Source organism: Phytopseudomonas daroniae (assembly GCF_004327285.1).
GTDB lineage: Bacteria > Pseudomonadota > Gammaproteobacteria > Pseudomonadales > Pseudomonadaceae > Aquipseudomonas > Aquipseudomonas daroniae.
This window is the reverse complement of the sequence record NZ_QJUI01000019.1, coordinates 86,844-103,433: the sequence shown is the minus strand read 5'-3', so window position 1 is coordinate 103,433 and position 16,590 is coordinate 86,844. Positions and strand designations below refer to the sequence as shown.

Sequence of the window (16,590 nt, the reverse complement as noted above, 5' to 3'; positions counted from 1 at the left end):
TGGTGGCCCGGAGCACCTGATGCTCCCTTGCTGAGGCCTGATACATAGATGCAACCGGGTTTCTCTGTTCAAAGCGGGTTGACAGGTAAAGGCGAGTCCATACATAGGATGGGTGAAACCCATCAATTTCCGATGGGTTTCACCCATCCTACGACCGTCCGCTTGCGCCTTATCCCGGACGGTGGCTTGTCTAGCAGTCGAGCCGGGCGCGATAAACGCGTTGCATTATTGTTATAATATAACAATAATGGCGACAAGGAGTTTCACTACGTCATCCGTCTGCTGCCCGCTATTTTTCCCGTGCTACCGGGAAAGACAGCAACAACCCGCGGCAAATGGCGCTGCCGTGACGTGACTCGATCGTTTAAGATGCCGCCGCCGGTTTCCGCGAGGAATCAATAGGGAATCCGACGCCACCTCATGTGGCGAAACGGAACTGCCCCCGCAACTGTAGGTACCGAGCATGGCTGCATTCGTGTCACTGGAAGCGATTCCGGGAAGGCCGCAGCAGTGCGTCGACGTACCAGTCAGGAGACCTGCCGGCATAGGGTCTGATCAGCTGCGACGCAGCGGTGGTCGGTCGCTGCAATCGAACCAGCCGGCGGGGTGTCCGGGAGGGGCATCCGTAATCACCTTCCGTAAGGGACAGGTGTGGCCATGGCCGCTTGGCGTGATGTGTTCTCCAGCCTGCGCACTGCCGTTTATGCGTATTCGTTGTTTTGGAGATCACCCGCATGCTCATGTCTCGTTTCGCCGTTTTCACCGCCGCCCTTGGCCTGTCTTCCATGGCGCTGGCCGCCAGCCCGACCCAATACCCGCTGACTATCGACAACTGTGGCCATGCGCTGAGCTTCGCCGCTGCGCCGAACAACACCGTGACCATCGGCCAGGCCGGCACCGAGATCCTCTATTCCCTGGGGGTTGGCGAGCGTCTGGCTGGCACTTCGCTGTGGTTCAGCAACGTGCTGCCCGAATTCAAGGCGCAGAATGACAAGGTCGAGCGCCTGGCCGACAACGACCCGAGCTTCGAGTCGGTGATCAACAAGCGCCCTGGCCTGGTGGCCGTGCAGTTCGAGTGGATGGTCGGCGAGCAGGGTGTGGTTGGCACTCGCGAGCAGTTCCACAAGCTGAAGATCCCGACCTACATCCTGCCATCCGACTGCGAAGGCAAGGACAATCTGGTCGGTGCCGACGGTACGCGTCTGCAGCCGTTTCAGATAGAAAGCCTGTACAAGGGTATTCACCAACTGGCCGAGATCTTCGACGTGCAGGGCGAAGGCGACAAGCTGGTCAGCAACCTGCAGGACAGACTCGGCAAGGCGGTTGCTGGCGTCGAACAGCGTCAGGCCAAACAAATCTCCGCCGCCTTCTGGTTCTCCAGTGCTGATCTGGATCTCGATCCCTACATGGCCGGGCAGAAGGGCGTCGCTGACTACATGATGAAATCCCTGGGCCTGCGCAATGTGGTCGAGTCCAGCGAGGAGTGGCCAACCGTGGGCTGGGAAACCCTGGCCAAGGCCAACCCGACCGTGCTGGTGCTGGCGCGCATGGATCGCCGCCGTTTCCCGGCCGACGATGTGGAGAAGAAGCTCGAGTTCCTGCGCAACGATCCGGTGGCCAAGCACATGGATGCAGTGAAGAACGGCCGTATCGTGATCCTCGATGCCGACGGCATGCAGGCTTCGCTGCGCATGATCGCCGGCATCGAAACCCTGGCCAAGGCCGTTGACGGGTTCGATATCCAGAAATGATGGCTCGCGGTACTCACCTGTTCCTGCTGACGCTCATTTGCCTGCTGTTGCTGGCCGTGGCGGTGGTCGCTGGTGTGGCGCTGGGCGAAACCCGGATTCCGTTATCGGTGGTGTTCCAGGTGCTGGCCAACAAGCTGTTCGGCACTGGCTTCGTGCTCGATCCGATCGACCAGGGCATCGTCTGGAACTACCGCCTGACCCGCGCCCTGGTCGCGGCCTGCTGTGGCGCCGGACTGGCGGTATCCGGCGTGGTGCTGCAGGCGCTGCTGCGCAATCCGCTGGCCGATCCTTATCTGCTCGGGATTTCCGCAGGGGCCTCCACCGGCGCGGTTTCGGTAGCGCTGCTGGGGCTGGGCGCGGGGATGCTGTCGCTGTCCATGGGCGCCTTTATCGGCGCCATCGCCGCCTTCAGCCTGGTCGCGCTGTTGGCCCGCGCTGCCGGTGGCGACGCCATGAATGGCACTGGGCAGATCATTCTCGCCGGTATCGCCGGTTCCCAGCTGTTCAACGCCGTGACCTCGCTGTTGATCACCAAATCAGCCAGCGCCGAGCAGGCCCGCGGCATCATGTTCTGGTTGCTCGGTAACCTCAGCGGAGTCAATTGGCACGATGTGGCGCTGGCCGTGCCCGTGGCCCTGGCCGGTGTGTTGCTGGTGGCCTGGCATACCCGGGCGCTGGATGCCTTCACCTTCGGCGCCGAATCGGCGGCATCCCTCGGTGTGCCGGTACGCCGGGTGCAGGCCACGCTGATCGCCAGCGCGGCGCTGGTCACCGCGGTGATGGTGTCGATCGTCGGCTCCATCGGCTTCGTCGGCCTGGTGATTCCCCATGCCGCGCGTTTACTGGTTGGCGTGCGTCATGGTCGGCTGGTGCCGGTCAGTGCCCTGATCGGCGCAATATTCCTGATCGCCGCCGATGTGTTGTCGCGCACCGTTATCAAGGGCCAGGTGCTGCCCATCGGCGTGGTCACCGCGCTGATCGGCGCGCCGGCCTTCGCGGTGATCCTGGTGCGTGGGAGGCGGCCGCGATGAGCACGGTGCTGCAGTGCAGCGATCTGGGCTGGTCGGTGAAAGGGCGCGCCATTGTCGCCGGCGTCGATCTGCAACTGCGTCAGGGCGAGACACTCGGCCTGATCGGCCCCAACGGTTCCGGCAAGTCGACCCTGCTCAAGCTGCTGTCCGGCATTCGCGTGCCCGGCACTGGGCAGGTGCGGCTGCAGGGCAGGCCGCTGGCGCGACTGAGTCGTCGCGAAGTGGCCCGGCAGTTGGCCTTCGTCGAGCAGCAGGCAGAGACCGGCGACGCGGTGACGGTACGCGATGCGGTCGAGCTGGGCCGCACGCCCTGGCTGTCGGCCTTGCAGCCCTGGTCGGCCGAGGACGAGCAAATCGTCCTTCAGGCGCTGGCCGATGTGGACATGGCCGAAATGCCGGAACGTGCTTGGAGCACGCTTTCCGGTGGCGAACGTCAGCGCGTGCACATTGCCCGGGCCTTGGCGCAGAAACCGCAGATCCTGCTGCTCGACGAGCCCACCAACCATTTGGATATCCAGCATCAGCTGTCGATTCTCAACCTGGTACGCACGCTGCCGGTGACCACGCTGATCGCCTTGCACGACCTCAACCAGGCGCTGGAATGCGACCGCCTCGGGGTCATGCAACGTGGTCGCCTGGTGGCGCTGGGCGCTCCGGCCGAGGTGCTGACTACCGAGCGCTTACGCGACACCTTCGGCGTACGTGCCCGCTACCTGGTCGACCCTGAAGACGGGGCCCGGGTGCTGCGCTTTCAACCTATCTGATACGAGTCGTTCGCTATGCGCGTTTCCCCGTTTTTCACTCTGCTCGCTACTCTCCTGTTCGTGATTCCGGCGCTGGCCGAAACCCATGAGGTCAAGATGCTCAACCGCGGAGAGTCCGGCTCGATGGTCTATGAGCCTGATTTCCTGGCCATCGCCCCTGGCGACAGCGTGAAGTTCATCGCCACCCACCCGACCCATAACGCTGCGAGCATCCCCGGTTTCCTGCCGCAGGGCGCCGAGCCGTTCAAGGGCAAGATCAACGAAGAGATCGAGGTGACCTTCAGCGAGGCCGGCCTGTATGGCATCCAGTGTATTCCGCACCTGGCCATGGGCATGGTGATGCTCATCCAGGTCGGCGACCAGCCAGCCAGTGAGGCGCAGATTCCGGCATCGCTGCCGGCGCGGGCCAAGCAGCGCTTCGAACGGATCGTCCAGCGTGAGACCCAGCTACCTTGAACTCGATGAGCCAGTCATGAGCGGTCAGCAACCATGAGCCGAGTGTTGAACACCTTCGCCAGCCTGTCCCCCGCGGCGCGGGTACTGGTGCTCAACAGCCTGGCCTTCAACTTCGGCTTCTACATGCTGGTGCCGTACCTCGCCGGTCACCTCAGTGACACCCTTGGGCTGGCCGGTTGGGCAGTAGGCCTGGTGCTCGGCATCCGGGTGTTCAGCCAGCAGGGGCTGTTCCTGTTCGGTGGGTTGCTGGGTGACCGGATCGGCTACCGGCGCGCCATCCTCATCGGCTGTCTGGTGCGTTGCGTGGGTTTTGCCGTGCTCGGCTTTTCGGAAAGCCTGGCGGTGCTGTTGCTGGCTGCCTGCGTCAGTGGCTTTGCCGGTGCTCTGTTCACGCCTTGCGCCCAGGCCTACCTGGCCGACGAGTGCCAGGACGTACAACAGCGTAAGCGTGCGTTTGCCTTGCAGAACATGGCCAGCACCGCCGGCATGTTGCTTGGGCCGCTGGCGGGCTTGCTGCTGATCGGCATCGACTTCGCGGTATCCGGCAGTGTGGCGGCCGGGCTGTTTCTGCTGATGACGCTGGTGCAGTGGCGCTTCCTGCCGACCAAGGAGCTGGTATCGGGCGATGAGCCGGTGACCATGCTACGCCAGTGTCTGGAGATGCTGCGGCAGGGGCCGTTCCAGCGTTTCGCCTTGCTGGCCGCGGCCTATCCGCTGCTGTTCCACCCGCTGTATCTGGCGATCCCGGCCTACAGTCACGCTCACGGCGGCGGTCAGGCGTGGATCACCCGGGTATTCGTGATCACCGCGCTGGTCGGCGTGCTGCTGCAGATGCCGATCAGCGCGCTGCGCCAGCGCTGGCTCAGCGAGGGGCAGGGCATGGGCCTCGGGTTGGCATTGATGGCCGCCAGTTACTGTCTGCTGGCCGAGCCCTTGGCGAGTCTGCTGAGCCCGCAATGGGCCGTTCTGCTGATGGCGGCCTTGCTCAGCCTTGGCAGCCTGCTGGTGTTGCCGCTGCTCTCGGCCCATGTGCCGTACTACGCACGCCGCGGCCAGTTGGCCGCCTATTACGGTTTCTTCGCCGGTGTCGGCGGCCTGGCCGCGTTGCTCGGCAACGTGCTGATCGGTCGTCTGTTACCGGCTGACCAGGCGCCCCCGCAAATATTGTGGTGGGCACTGGTCTGCATCGGTTTGGGCGCCGCGATTGGACTGTCCCGGCATATGGGGCGATTGCCCCGAGATTAAGGAGTGCCAATGAACAGGCTGTACTCGACACTGATCGCTGCAAGCGCATGCTGTCTTTCCCCGCTGGCCATGGCGGCGCCGCAGAGCGCTCAGTCGCAATCCGCCGGTTTTATCGACGATACCAGCTGGAGCTTGCTCAACCGCACGGTCTTTGAAAACCGCGATTACCGTAACGGCGGCCGCAGCAACGGTGCGCGTAATGCCTACAAGCCGCGGGCCGAGCGCAATGGCTATGCAGAGGAGTGGGGCTACGGGCTGATGGGTGAGTTCAAGTCCGGGTTCACCCAGGGCACGCTCGGCTTCGGTGTGGACGGGCACCTGTACCTCTCTCAGAAACTCGACGGTGGCGGTGGCCGCGCCGGCAAGCTGCGCCACCTGCCGGTGGACAACGAGGGCTACGATCAGAATGACGCCGCTCGTGGCGGCGCGGCGCTCAAGGCGCGGCTGTCGTCGACCTGGCTGCGCTACGGCGAGCAGCGGGTGAAGACGCCGATCTTCTCCTCGTCCGACAGCCGCCTGCTGCCCGAGACCCACACCGGCTGGTTCGTCGACAGCCGCGAGTTCGACGAGCTGACCCTGGTCGGCGGGCATTTCACCGGTTCGGCGGATCGCAACTCGCGCAGCAACGACAACCCGTTGGTGATCAACTACGCCGACCCGTCGATGCGCCTGGGCGATGCCTTCAGCTTCGTCGGTGGCAGCTACAGCGGTGTGCCGGGGCTGTCCGTCAGCCTCTACAGCGGCGAACTGGAAGACAGCTGGCGCACGCATTACCTGGGCAGCAGCTACAGCCATGCCCTGGCCGAGGACAAGGCCATCGCTGTCGACCTGCACTTGTACCGCAGCAGCGACACCGGCAAGGCACTGGCCGGCAGGGTGTCCAACACCACCGGCAGCCTGCTGCTCAGCTACAGCCAGGGTTACCACAAGGTCGGCCTGGGTTATCAGAAGGTCGATGGCGATACGCCGTTCGACTACGTCACCCGCGGCGCCATCTGGCTGGGCAACGCGGTGCAGCTGTCGGACTTCAACGCACCAAACGAGACGTCCTGGCAGTTGCGTTACGACTACGACCTGGCCGCAGTCGGCGTACCGGGACTGAGTGCCGGCGCCGCCTACATCCGCGGCAGCGGCATCGACGGCAGCGATGTCGATGTCACAGGCAGTTACGCCTGGCTGGGCTACGGCAAGGGCGGCAGGCACTGGGAGCGCGACCTCAACCTGCGCTACGTGGTGCAGTCCGGTGCGGCCAAGGATCTGACGATGCTGCTGCGTCACAGCCTGCACCGCGGCAATGCCGCCCAGGCCGAGGGCGATGTCGATCAGGTACGGCTGTCGCTGGAGTATCCGCTGAGCGGAAAGCTGTAGTGCGTTAGCATTGGTGCTATTTCCTCTGGAGGTGTTCGCGTGTCGATCCGTCTCAAGGCAGTTACAGGCGTGCTGATCGCATTGTGTTGGACGCTACCGGTGCAGGCCGCCTTCATGCTGCCCGGCGATGCCATGCGCTGTACCCGAAGCGCCACTGTGCTCAATTGCACGGATCGTTTCGGCAATCACTACGGCATCGTTCAGCAAGGCAATGACACCCTGATGCGTGGTTTCGATGCCATCAGCGGGCAGACCTGGGCACAGACCAGTACCACTTACGGGCGTCTGCAGCTATTTACCGGTGTCAGCAGCAGCGGCGAGCTGTGGGTGGGCTCCAGCCGGCGTATCGGCTGGAATGTGGTCAGCCGGCTATCCAGTTCCAAGGGCGAGCGTGATCGGGTCAATTGCAACCGCATGACAGGTTGCCGTTAGTCCACCTCGCAATCCGACTTCAGCTGAACCGTGGCAGTCGCTGATCGTGCTCTGCCGAATCATCCTGCTGCTCATGCTGAGGCAATCCGGCGACTTTCAGTGTGGGCATCTTCTCGCCAACCAGACGCAGATCACGACGGGGCAGGGCGAAGCGCACATCCAGTTCGCGCAGGGTATCGAGCAGTTGCAGGTTGATCTCCTGCTGGATGTCCATGTACTGGTTGTAGTCCGAGCTCTGCACGATGTAGACCACCTCGAAGGTCAGCTGGCTCTCGTCGAAACCGAGAAAGTGCGCACGGTCGAACTTGGTTTTAGGCGTGGCGCGGATGATGTCGCCAACTCGCTCGGATACCTGGCGCACCCTGTCGCTCGGGGTGTCGTAGCTGATGCCGAATGTGAAGACGATGCGCCGTGTATCCATGCGTTTGTAGTTGTGCACGATCTGCCGCAGCAGGTCGGCATTGGCGCATACCACCTGCTCGCCACTCAGGCTGCGAATGCGCGTGGTCTTCAGGCCGATATGTTCGATGCTCCCGGCCACTTCGCCGAAAACCACGAAATCACCGATCTCGAACGGCTTGTCGACGCCGATCGACAGCGAGGCAAATACGTCGCCGAGCACCGTCTGCACCGCCAGCGCTACGGCGATACCACCAACCCCCAGGCTGGCCACCAGCGCGGTGATATCCACGCCCAGGTTGGCGAGGATCGACAGCAGCATCACCGACCACACCACGATCAGCACCATGATGCTGATGATGGTGGTCATTACCGGGTTGAACCCCGTGCCGCCATGTTTACCGACCGACAGGCTGCGCGACCACAGACGTACACCGGTGTCCACCCACAGGGCAATCTGCAGGGCCAGGGCGACGAACCAGGTATGACTCAGGGCGGCCTGCCAACTACCGGGAAGATCCGGCACGCGCAGTGCCAGCAGCAGCGAGAAGGCGAGCAGCAGCAGGCGACTGGTACGCCCTATCACCACCGCGAGAAAGTGCGGCCAGTTGCCGTCCTGGCCTTTCGACCAGGCGACCAGGCGCTTGTGGAGGATACCGACTACAGTGCGCAGCACGGTATAGATCACCGCGGTCGCGACCACCACGATGCCGACGCCGAGCCATAAGTCGCGATCGAGCCAGATGTTCCACTGTTCCATTCGGGGTCTCCTGAAAAGGCCAATAGTTTTCTGTAGGCCTCAGGGAGGAGAAGTTCCCCCTAATGGTTCGGATGGTTGGCTGGCGCCGCGGCTGCTGATCGGTTCAGGTCGCGCTTCCAACCTGGCGGTTTTTTCGCTTATGTGGACGATCAGATGGTTGTGGATTGGCCGAGCAGCTCTTGAAAACGCAGCGGCTGGACCTGACGAATCACCATCAGGGCACCGATGGTGCGTGCTGGCGTAGTCGACAGCGAGGTGGTGGGCATGGCTGTGTGTAACTGGCTCTGCCACGTGGCGACCAGTGCGCTGGCCTCGTTTCCCGTCGCCAGCAGTTCGGCGATGCTGGCCTGCACTCCCATCTGCGCGGCCAGTCTTACGGAATGCGTCAGCAGGGCTTCAGCCATCTCATGCTGCTCGACCGGGCTGGCGGCTTCGAAGCGTAGCAACCATTCGCTCATGGATCTCCGGGACAGTGCCGCGCTACCGCGAAAGCGCTGTACAAGCAGATAAGCGGAGCCGAGAAGCACAATGGTTATTACAGTGAAAGCGAGTTCCATCAGGGCTCCGGGCACGAAGGATCAGTTTGCCCCGATGGGCGATCAGCATGGCCGCGAAACTACCCGAACAGCGTGTAGTGCCTCAAGTAGTTTCATGGCTTTTGGCCATTTTTCGTTCCGGAGTGGCGTGCGGGCACCGCCATGTGGCATGGCAGAAAATCGATATGGCTGGGGAAATAGGCCGCTGCAATGCACGTCGCGAATGAAGCTCTGGGTTGGTTCATGCTGAGCGCTTTGCGTGCGGTAGCCAAGCATTAAGGCGGATGCATGTGGCGCTTGGGCCATCAACGGGCGACGAGGTGGCCGCCCGTTGATGGATATCAGACCTTGAGCACCAGCTTGCCGAAGTTTTCCCCCTTGAACAGCTTGAGCAGGGTTTCCGGGAAGGTTTCCAGACCTTCGACGATGTGCTCCTTCGATTTGACCTTGCCGCTGGCCAGCCAGCCGCCGATTTCCGCTGCCGCGCTGCCGAAGTTGGCGGCGTGATCCGTCACCACGAAGCCTTCCATGCGTGCACGATTGACCAGCAGCGACAGGTAGTTGGCCGGCCCCTTGACCGCTTCTTTGTTGTTGTACTGGCTGATGGCACCACAGATGACGATGCGTGCTTTCGGCGCCAGTCGGGTCAGTACCGCGTCCAGGGTGTCGCCACCAACGTTGTCGAAGTACACATCGACGCCCTTGGGGCATTCGCGTTTGAGGGCTTCAGGCAGCGACTCGCTCTTGTAGTCGATGGCCGCATCGAAACCCAACTCGTCGGTCAGGTAGGCGCATTTCTCCGCGCCACCAGCGATGCCGATCACCCGGCAGCCCTTGAGCTTGGCGATCTGCCCGGCAATGCTGCCCACCGCACCGGCTGCACCAGAGAGCACCACGGTATCGCCGCTCTGCGGCGCGCCGACGTCGAGCAGGGCGAAGTAGGCGGTCATGCCCGTCATGCCGAGGGCCGACAGGTAAACCGGCAACGGCGCACGCTTCGGGTCGACCTTGTAGAAGCCCTTGGGCTCGCCGAGGAAATAGTCCTGTACGCCCAGGCCACCGTTGACGTGATCGCCGACAGCGTAGTCCGGGTGCTTGGAAGCGACCACCTCACCCACGCCCAGGGCGCGCATCACATCGCCCAGACCCACCGGGGCAATGTAGGACTTGCCTTCGTTCATCCAGCCGCGCATGGCCGGATCGAGCGACAGATAGAGGTTCTTGACCAGAATCTGTCCTTCGCCGGGTTCGCCGACCGGCTTTTCCACGTAATCGAAGGTATCGCGGCTAACCATGCCGGTTGGACGCTTGGCGAGCAGGAACTGGCGGTTGAGCTGAGTGGACATGGGAGGCCTCCGTTGAAATAAGCAGTGGTGAGTGGTGATAAGTCTCGGACTGCAATTGGGCAAGGATGTCGCAGTGGCCGAATGTCCATTGATCCACCGAAGTGATGGGCAGGGCAGCGTGATCGCGCAGATCGCTGGTTGCCCGCTACAGTGAGCAGACGGCCGATTGCCAACACGGAGATGTGACGATGACCGCGAGCCCCTTGCTGAGCCTGTTTCTCCCCCTGGCCCTGGGCATCATCATGCTCGGTCTGGGGCTGTCCCTGACCCTGGCGGATTTCGCCCGGGTGGTGAAGTACCCCAAACCGGTACTGATCGGGTTGTTCTGCCAATTGCTGCTGTTGCCGGTAGCCTGTTTCTTCATGGTGCAGGCATTCGGCCTGGCGCCCGCCCTGGCGGTGGGCATGATGTTGCTGGCCGCGTCGCCCGGCGGTACGTCCGCCAACCTCTACAGCCACCTGGCCCATGGCGATGTCGCGTTGAACATCACCCTGACCGCGGTGAACTCGGTCGTCGCGGTGCTGACCATGCCCTTTATCGTCAACCTGTCGCTGGCCTACTTCATGGAGGGGGATCAGGCGATCCCGCTGCAGTTCGCCAAGGTGGTTCAGGTGTTCGCCATCGTGCTCGGGCCGGTGGCCATCGGCATGTTCCTGCGCAGTCGCTTTCCAGGCTTCGCCATCCGCATGGAAAACCCGGTGAAGATCATCTCGGCACTGTTCCTGCTGCTGATCATCATCCTGGCACTGGTCAAGGACTGGCAGACGGTGCTCGATTACGCTCCGGTGGTCGGCGCGGCGGCTTTGGCGTTCAACCTGCTGAGCCTGGCGGTGGGCTACTTCGTGCCGCGTCTGCTCAAGCTGAGCCTGCGCCAGGCCATCGCCATCGGCATGGAAATCGGCATCCACAACGGCACCCTGGCCATCGCCCTGGCGCTCAGCCCGGTATTGCTCAACAACAGCACCATGGCCATTCCCGCTGCGCTGTACAGCATCATCATGTTCTTCACTGCTGCGGCGTTCGGCTGGTGGGTCAACGTGGCCCATGGCAAGCAATTGGCGGCGGAGGCAAGTGCCGTCGCCAAGTAGCGACTGATTCAAGGCAGAAGTGGACGTTCGATTTGGTGGGCTGAAGCCCACCCCATAGCCCACGTGCCCCGGTAGGGTAGGCTTGTAGGGTGGATGACGCTCTTTTCATCCACCATTGCGATCGCAGAGCGGTGGGCGGATCGGGCCGCGTAGGCAAGCGTCGTCCACCCTACGAACTAGCCTTGCGATAGCAAGCGATGGCATTTACATAGCGTTGCCGGTTAGATCGCTTCGCTGGCAAGCCAGCTCCTACGAGTCGTGAGGTGGATGGCGATCCGCTTCAGCCGCCGAAATAACACTGCTGTTGGCCAATACGCTGTCTGCGATCATCCCTGAAAAACTGCGTTCTACCGGCCCGGTAAGAAAGACCGATCCGGTGCCGTCCCAATGAACCGTCACCGTTCCGCCATCACATTCCACGTCGATGGTGTCGTCCAGCAAGCCGCGACGAATACCGTTAACAGCGGCACCGCACGAGCAGGAACCTGAACCGAGCGGGATACCACCCCAACGCTCCCAGATGCGCAGTCGAATGTGTTTTCGATTGAGGATCTGCACGAAGTGCACATTCGTTCTATGGAGGAATAGGGGGTTGCTTTCAATCGCTGGCCCGAGCGTCGCAATATCGAGCGCTGTCAGGTCGTCCACGAAATAGGTGCAGTGCGGATTGCCCATGCTGCAAGTCGCAGGATCGCCTTCAAGCGGTAGGGCGGCAGTATCGTGCTCCTGAGCCAGGGGGATATCTGCCCAACCGAACAGCGGCTCCCCCATGTTGACGGAAATGGTGCCGGCTGAGGTTCGTTCGCAAGTCAGCAGGCCACGGCTGGTTCGCAGCACGAGCGACGTCGTATTCGATTCACGCATCAGTAAATCCGCGGCACCTCGTGTTGCACTACCACACGCATCCAGCAGCGAGCCATCGGCATTCCAGAACATCAGGTGCGCGCTTGCATCATCGCAATCGAGTATCACGGCGAGTTGATTGAATCCGATACCACGGTACCTATCACCCAGGCGCCGAGCCAGAGTAGCTGTCATCGGATTGGCCGAGTTTCGCGAGTCGACCACGACGAAATCATCGCCGTTGGCGTGCATTTTATGAAAGCTCAACGGCATGGACAGATCCTCAGTGCGGCGCGGGTACCGGTGCGTTAACGGCCAGTCAGGCGCGTTTGCAGCCATTGAGTATCGCCAGCGTCAGCAGGCCGGCGACGATGCCCCAGAACGCCGAACCCACGCTGAACAATGTCATGCCGGAGGCGGTGACGAGGAAGGTGATCAACGCGGCTTCCCGTTCTTTCGGCTCGTTCATGGCCTGAGTCAGGCCGCCGATGATCGAGGCGAACAGCGCCAGGGCGGCGATGGACAGGATCAGCGCCTTGGGCAGCGCGGCGAACAGGGCCGCGAGGGTGGCGCCGAACAGCCCGGCGATGCCATAGAACACCCCGCACCAGATCGCCGCCGTGTAACGCTTGCGCGGATCCTCATGGGCCTCGGGGCCGGCACAGATCGCCGCGCTGATGGCCGCCATATGGATGCCGTGCGAGCCGAACGGTGCCAGCAGGATCGACACCAGGCTGGTGGTGTTGAGCAGCGGCGATGCCGGAACGTCATAGCCGTTGGCGCGTAGTACGGCCATGCCGGGCAGGTTCTGCGAAGCCATGGCGACGATGAACAGCGGGATGCCGATGCTGATCGCCGCGGCGATGGAAAAGCTCGGTGTCGTCCATTCCGGGGTCGCCAGTTGCAGTTCGAACTGGGAGAAATTCAGCAACCCCAGGGTGCCAGCCAGAACGCAACCGACCAGTAGCGCTGCCAGTACGGCGTAGCGGGGCAGCAGGCGCTTGCCGAGCAGATAGGCGAACAGCATGGCGAGCACCAGCAGTGGTTGCTGCTCGGCGGCCACGCAGATTTCCAGAGCGATCTTGAACAGCACGCCGGCCAGCAGAGCCGCGGCGATGGAGCCAGGGATGCGCCGCATGATGCGGTCGAAGCTGCCGGTCAGACCGCAGATCAGAATCAGGGCGGAGCACAGGATATAGGCGCCGATCGCTTCACTGTAAGGCACGCCGGGCAGGCTGGTGATCAGCAATGCCGCGCCGGGCGTCGACCACGCGACCATGATGGGGGCGCGGTAGCGTAGGGACAGGCCGATGCAGGTCACCGCCATGCCGATCGACAGCGCCCAGATCCACGAGGAAATCTGCCCGGCGCTGAGCCCGGCAGCCTGGCCCGCCTGGAACATCAGCACCAGGGAGCTGGTGTAGCCGGTAAGCATGCCAATGAAGCCCGCTACCACGGCGGACGTCGAGGTATCGGCCAGCGGGCGCAGGCGAGGGCGGCTGCTCTCGAGCATTACAGCACTCCTTTCATGTCGGCGAAGATCGGATACAACGAGGCCACCAGCAACACCGCCATGCCGATATTGAAGGCACGCAGCACGCGTGGGTTACGCAGCCAGTTGCGCAGCAGCGAGCCTGCCACCGTCCACAGCCCTACGCTCGGGCAGTTGACCAGCGCGAACAGCCCAGCGATCAGCAGCACGTTGACCAGGAAATTTTCCTGCGGCGTATAGGTGGTGATGGCGCCAATAGCCATGACCCAGGCCTTGGGGTTGACCCACTGAAAGGCGGCAGCCTGGAGAAAGGTGAAGGGTTTGCCGCGTTCACCGCCAGCGCTGTCCGGCGCACCGGAGCCCGCTATCTTCCAGGCCAGATAGAGCAGGTAGGCCGCTCCCAGGTAACGCAGCAGCGTGTACAGCGCCGGCACTTGCTCGAATACCTGCCCCAGGCCGAAGCCCACGCACATCACCAGTACCATGAACCCCAGGCTGATGCCGAACATGTGCGGCACGCTGCGACGCAGGCCGAAGTTCACCCCGGAGGCGAGCAGCATCATGTTGTTGGGGCCAGGCGTCACCGAGGTGACGAAGGCAAAGGCGATAAAGGCGATCAGCAGTTCCGGGGTCATGGCGAGTTCTCGTGGTTGAACCCGCACGATAAGGGCTGCCGAAGCGACCGTCGCGGTACAGAGGCCACTATAAGCAGCCATACAGTCATGCAAGGATCAGTCTGGTGTGCGACCTGTACCGCTCAGCGCCTTGTTCACCGCCAGCCAGCCATCGACCGCGTGCTTGCCGCTTTCGTCGAAGGCGCGCTGCAACAGCTTCACCTGTTCGCGGCGTAGCGCCCGTTCCAGGTTGGCGCCTTCGGCGGTAAGGCCGAGCAGGCGTTTGCGCTTGTCATCTTCGGCAGTGACGCTCTGCGCCAGATGCATCTCCAGCAATTGGCGCAGGGGAATGCTCAGCGCCTGCTTGCTCACCCCCAGATAGCCGAGCAGTTCCTTGACACTCAACCCCGGATGACGGGCGATGAAGAACAGGATGCGCTGGTGCACCCGCGACAGCCCGCGGCGCGCGAGCATTTCATCGGCCTTGGCGGTGAATGCCTGGTAGCCGAAGAAGAAGGCTTCCATGGCCGCTTGTTGAGCAGCTGAGTTTTTAAGGTCAATCATGTTGACGTATGTGTCTCGGGCATCGTACTTTCGGTCAACCAGTTTGACGTAATTTAACCGACTTATCACCCGGTGACATCATGGCCTTCTCCGAACGCATTGCCCGCCTGAAAAGCTCCCTGATCCGTGAGATTCTCGCTGCAGCGCAGCGCCCGGAGGTGATGTCGTTCGCCGGTGGCCTGCCTGCCGAGGAGATGCTGCCCAAGCTCGACTGGTCGCAGATGCCCGGCAGCATGGGGCAGTACGGCATGAGCGAGGGAGAGCCCGCGCTGCGCGAAGCCATAGCCGCCGAAGCCCGCGCATTGGGGGTGCCGTGTGAGGCGAGCCAGGTGCTGATCGTCAGCGGCTCGCAGCAAACCCTGGATCTGGCCAGCAAGCTGTTCATCGATCCGGGTACCAGGGTGCTGCTCGAAGCGCCGACCTACCTGGCCGCGCTGCAGGCTTTCCAGCTGTTCGGCGCCGACTGCGTGGCTGTGCCGCAGGAGGCCGATGGCCCGCAATTGCAGGTGCTCGAGGAGCGGCTCGAGCGCCAGCGCCCGGCGTTCGCCTACCTGATTCCGACGTTTCAGAACCCCAGTGCGGTGCGCTACAGCGAAGCCAAGCGTGACGCCGTGGCAGCCTTGCTGGATCGTTATGGGGTGACGCTGATCGAGGACGAACCTTATCGCGAGCTGGTGTTCGACGCCGGCAGCGCCACGCCCATCGTCAGCCGCCTGCGCAAGGCCAGCTGGATCTACACCGGCACCGTCTCCAAGACCCTGCTGCCCGGTTTGCGCGTCGGCTACCTGATCGCCACGCCGGATCTCTTTCCGCACCTGCTGCGCCTCAAGCAGTCGGCGGATCTGCACACCAATCGCGTGGGCCAGTGGCAGGCACTGCAGTGGCTGGGCACCGAGCGATACCGCGAGCACCTGGCCGAATTACGAGATTTCTATCGCCTGCGGCGTGATGCGATGCAGGCGGCACTCGTCGAACATTTCAGTGACCTGGCTGAGTGGCAGATTCCCCAGGGCGGTCTGTTCTTCTGGCTGCGTCTGAAGCAGCCCCAGGACACTCGTTTGCTGCTCGACGCTGCACTGGCGCAGAACGTGGCATTCATGCCGGGCGAGCCGTTTTTCATCGACCCTGATCGCGAGCCGGGTTACCTGCGGCTGAACTTCAGCCATGTGGCACCGGAGCGCCTGGGTGAAGGGCTGCGCCGGCTGGCGAGTGTGGTGCGTCAGGGATTGGCTGCGGACGCGGCGTGACTATTGGCTAAAGCATCATCGGACTTGAGGAGGCGAACATGTACAAGGTTTATGGCGACTACCGCTCCGGCAACTGCTACAAGGTCAAGCTGATGCTGACCCTGCTCGGCAAACCGTTCGAGTGGGTGCCTATCGATATTTTCAAGGGCGAGACGCAAAGCCCCGAGTTCCTGGCCAAGAACCCCAACGGCAGGATTCCGGTGCTGGAGCTGGAAGATGGCACTTACCTTTGGGAGTCCAACGCCATCCTCAATTTCCTCGCCGATGGCAGCGAGTTCCTGCAGACCGAACCACGCCTGCGCACCCAGGTGCTGCAGTGGCAGTTCTTCGAACAGTACAGCCACGAGCCTTACATTGCCGTGGCACGCCGCATTCAGTGGCTCGAAGGTATGCCGGCCGAACGCGCCGAGGAGTACAAGGTGTGCCAGGTGCGCGGCCACAAGGCGCTGCGGGTCATGGAGCGTCAGTTGCAGCAGACGCCTTATCTGGTCGGTGATCGTTATTCCATCGCCGACATCGCCCTGTATGCCTATACCCACGTGGCCCACGAGGGTGGCTTCGATCTGAGCGGTTACCCAGCGCTCAATGGCTGGCTGGATCGCGTCGCCAGCCATCCGCAGCATGTGACCATGCAGGGCTGAGCCTGGAGGGGTG

17 protein-coding genes and 1 riboswitch are annotated in these 16,590 nt (G+C 62.7%); of the genes, 10 read left to right on the top strand and 7 right to left on the bottom strand.

The window, feature by feature from the left end; translation table 11 throughout:
* Positions 1–362: 362 nt before the first annotated feature.
* Positions 363–558, top strand: a riboswitch (cobalamin riboswitch).
* 176 nt (positions 559–734) lie between these two features.
* Genes DNK06_RS20110 through DNK06_RS20080 form a run of 7 tightly spaced genes read left to right on the top strand, consistent with a single transcriptional unit; the run spans position 735 to position 7,047 of the window.
* Positions 735–1,751, top strand: coding sequence for an ABC transporter substrate-binding protein (locus DNK06_RS20110; protein WP_131181768.1), 1,017 nt, complete (start codon positions 735–737; stop codon positions 1,749–1,751).
* Positions 1,751–2,782, top strand: a complete 1,032-nt coding sequence (locus DNK06_RS20105) for a FecCD family ABC transporter permease (RefSeq protein ID WP_207390028.1) — start codon at positions 1,751–1,753, stop codon at positions 2,780–2,782. The genes DNK06_RS20110 and DNK06_RS20105 overlap by 1 nt, the downstream gene beginning before the upstream one ends.
* Positions 2,779–3,546 (top strand): ABC transporter ATP-binding protein, encoded by a 768-nt coding sequence (locus DNK06_RS20100; protein ID WP_131181766.1) that lies wholly within the window; start codon positions 2,779–2,781, stop codon positions 3,544–3,546. The genes DNK06_RS20105 and DNK06_RS20100 overlap by 4 nt, the downstream gene beginning before the upstream one ends.
* Before the next feature lie 15 nt (positions 3,547–3,561).
* On the top strand, positions 3,562–4,002 hold the full coding sequence (locus DNK06_RS20095) for a pseudoazurin (protein ID WP_131181765.1): 441 nt from the start codon (positions 3,562–3,564) through the stop codon (positions 4,000–4,002).
* 33 nt (positions 4,003–4,035) lie between these two features.
* Positions 4,036–5,247, top strand: a complete 1,212-nt coding sequence (locus DNK06_RS20090; RefSeq protein ID WP_131181764.1) for an MFS transporter — start codon at positions 4,036–4,038, stop codon at positions 5,245–5,247.
* Positions 5,248–5,256: 9 nt separating this feature from the next.
* Positions 5,257–6,615 (top strand): OprD family porin, encoded by a 1,359-nt coding sequence (locus DNK06_RS20085; RefSeq protein WP_131181763.1) that lies wholly within the window; start codon positions 5,257–5,259, stop codon positions 6,613–6,615.
* Positions 6,616–6,660: 45 nt separating this feature from the next.
* Entirely contained in the window at positions 6,661–7,047 is a 387-nt protein-coding gene (locus tag DNK06_RS20080) for a hypothetical protein (RefSeq protein ID WP_165493674.1), read from the top strand.
* A 19-nt stretch (positions 7,048–7,066) separates the two neighbouring features.
* Here DNK06_RS20080 and DNK06_RS20075 read toward each other — a convergent pair whose 3' ends face one another.
* From DNK06_RS20075 to DNK06_RS20065, 3 genes are all read right to left on the bottom strand, one after another.
* Positions 7,067–8,206: a mechanosensitive ion channel family protein gene (locus DNK06_RS20075; RefSeq protein WP_131181762.1), complete on the bottom strand. Its 1,140-nt coding sequence runs from the start codon at positions 8,204–8,206 to the stop codon at positions 7,067–7,069.
* Positions 8,207–8,355: 149 nt separating this feature from the next.
* The gene (locus DNK06_RS20070; protein WP_131181761.1) at positions 8,356–8,763 is read right to left on the bottom strand and encodes a hypothetical protein; all 408 of its coding nucleotides are present in this window, start codon (positions 8,761–8,763) and stop codon (positions 8,356–8,358) included.
* A gap of 320 nt (positions 8,764–9,083) precedes the next feature.
* Positions 9,084–10,088: an NADP-dependent oxidoreductase gene (locus DNK06_RS20065; protein WP_131181760.1), complete on the bottom strand. Its 1,005-nt coding sequence runs from the start codon at positions 10,086–10,088 to the stop codon at positions 9,084–9,086.
* 188 nt (positions 10,089–10,276) lie between these two features.
* Here DNK06_RS20065 and DNK06_RS20060 point away from each other — a divergent pair, with 188 nt between their 5' ends.
* Positions 10,277–11,176 (top strand): bile acid:sodium symporter family protein, encoded by a 900-nt coding sequence (locus DNK06_RS20060; protein ID WP_131181759.1) that lies wholly within the window; start codon positions 10,277–10,279, stop codon positions 11,174–11,176.
* A 249-nt stretch (positions 11,177–11,425) separates the two neighbouring features.
* Here the strand turns inward: DNK06_RS20060 and dapF are convergent, their stop codons facing one another.
* The 4 genes from dapF to DNK06_RS20040 form a co-directional block, all read right to left on the bottom strand.
* On the bottom strand, positions 11,426–12,292 hold the full coding sequence (gene dapF, locus DNK06_RS20055) for a diaminopimelate epimerase (protein ID WP_131181758.1): 867 nt from the start codon (positions 12,290–12,292) through the stop codon (positions 11,426–11,428).
* Positions 12,293–12,338: 46 nt separating this feature from the next.
* Positions 12,339–13,532 (bottom strand): benzoate/H(+) symporter BenE family transporter, encoded by a 1,194-nt coding sequence (locus DNK06_RS20050; RefSeq protein ID WP_131181757.1) that lies wholly within the window; start codon positions 13,530–13,532, stop codon positions 12,339–12,341.
* Positions 13,532–14,146 (bottom strand): LysE family translocator, encoded by a 615-nt coding sequence (locus tag DNK06_RS20045; RefSeq protein WP_131181756.1) that lies wholly within the window; start codon positions 14,144–14,146, stop codon positions 13,532–13,534. The genes DNK06_RS20050 and DNK06_RS20045 overlap by 1 nt, the downstream gene beginning before the upstream one ends.
* A gap of 96 nt (positions 14,147–14,242) precedes the next feature.
* Positions 14,243–14,689 carry a MarR family winged helix-turn-helix transcriptional regulator gene (locus tag DNK06_RS20040; protein WP_131181755.1) on the bottom strand — a complete coding sequence of 149 codons (447 nt, stop codon included), beginning with the start codon at positions 14,687–14,689 and terminating at the stop codon, positions 14,243–14,245.
* Between the two features lie 80 nt (positions 14,690–14,769).
* Here DNK06_RS20040 and DNK06_RS20035 point away from each other — a divergent pair, with 80 nt between their 5' ends.
* A complete protein-coding gene (locus DNK06_RS20035) occupies positions 14,770–15,936 on the top strand; it encodes an aminotransferase-like domain-containing protein (protein WP_131181754.1) in 1,167 nt (388 codons plus the stop codon).
* Positions 15,937–15,974: 38 nt separating this feature from the next.
* Positions 15,975–16,577: a glutathione S-transferase family protein gene (locus DNK06_RS20030; RefSeq protein ID WP_131181753.1), complete on the top strand. Its 603-nt coding sequence runs from the start codon at positions 15,975–15,977 to the stop codon at positions 16,575–16,577.
* The last annotated feature ends 13 nt before the right edge of the window (positions 16,578–16,590 follow it).

Coding starts and splice junctions, on each gene's coding strand:
- DNK06_RS20075 (WP_131181762.1), bottom strand. CDS start 8,206: ATGGAACAGTGGAACATCTGGCTCGATCGCGACTTATGGCTCGGCGTC.
- DNK06_RS20030 (WP_131181753.1), top strand. CDS start 15,975: ATGTACAAGGTTTATGGCGACTACCGCTCCGGCAACTGCTACAAGGTC.
- DNK06_RS20095 (WP_131181765.1), top strand. CDS start 3,562: ATGCGCGTTTCCCCGTTTTTCACTCTGCTCGCTACTCTCCTGTTCGTG.
- DNK06_RS20060 (WP_131181759.1), top strand. CDS start 10,277: ATGACCGCGAGCCCCTTGCTGAGCCTGTTTCTCCCCCTGGCCCTGGGC.
- DNK06_RS20085 (WP_131181763.1), top strand. CDS start 5,257: ATGAACAGGCTGTACTCGACACTGATCGCTGCAAGCGCATGCTGTCTT.
- DNK06_RS20110 (WP_131181768.1), top strand. CDS start 735: ATGCTCATGTCTCGTTTCGCCGTTTTCACCGCCGCCCTTGGCCTGTCT.
- DNK06_RS20045 (WP_131181756.1), bottom strand. CDS start 14,146: ATGACCCCGGAACTGCTGATCGCCTTTATCGCCTTTGCCTTCGTCACC.
- DNK06_RS20065 (WP_131181760.1), bottom strand. CDS start 10,088: ATGTCCACTCAGCTCAACCGCCAGTTCCTGCTCGCCAAGCGTCCAACC.
- dapF (WP_131181758.1), bottom strand. CDS start 12,292: ATGCCGTTGAGCTTTCATAAAATGCACGCCAACGGCGATGATTTCGTC.
- DNK06_RS20100 (WP_131181766.1), top strand. CDS start 2,779: ATGAGCACGGTGCTGCAGTGCAGCGATCTGGGCTGGTCGGTGAAAGGG.
- DNK06_RS20090 (WP_131181764.1), top strand. CDS start 4,036: ATGAGCCGAGTGTTGAACACCTTCGCCAGCCTGTCCCCCGCGGCGCGG.
- DNK06_RS20105 (WP_207390028.1), top strand. CDS start 1,751: ATGGCTCGCGGTACTCACCTGTTCCTGCTGACGCTCATTTGCCTGCTG.
- DNK06_RS20040 (WP_131181755.1), bottom strand. CDS start 14,689: ATGATTGACCTTAAAAACTCAGCTGCTCAACAAGCGGCCATGGAAGCC.
- DNK06_RS20050 (WP_131181757.1), bottom strand. CDS start 13,532: ATGCTCGAGAGCAGCCGCCCTCGCCTGCGCCCGCTGGCCGATACCTCG.
- DNK06_RS20070 (WP_131181761.1), bottom strand. CDS start 8,763: ATGGAACTCGCTTTCACTGTAATAACCATTGTGCTTCTCGGCTCCGCT.
- DNK06_RS20035 (WP_131181754.1), top strand. CDS start 14,770: ATGGCCTTCTCCGAACGCATTGCCCGCCTGAAAAGCTCCCTGATCCGT.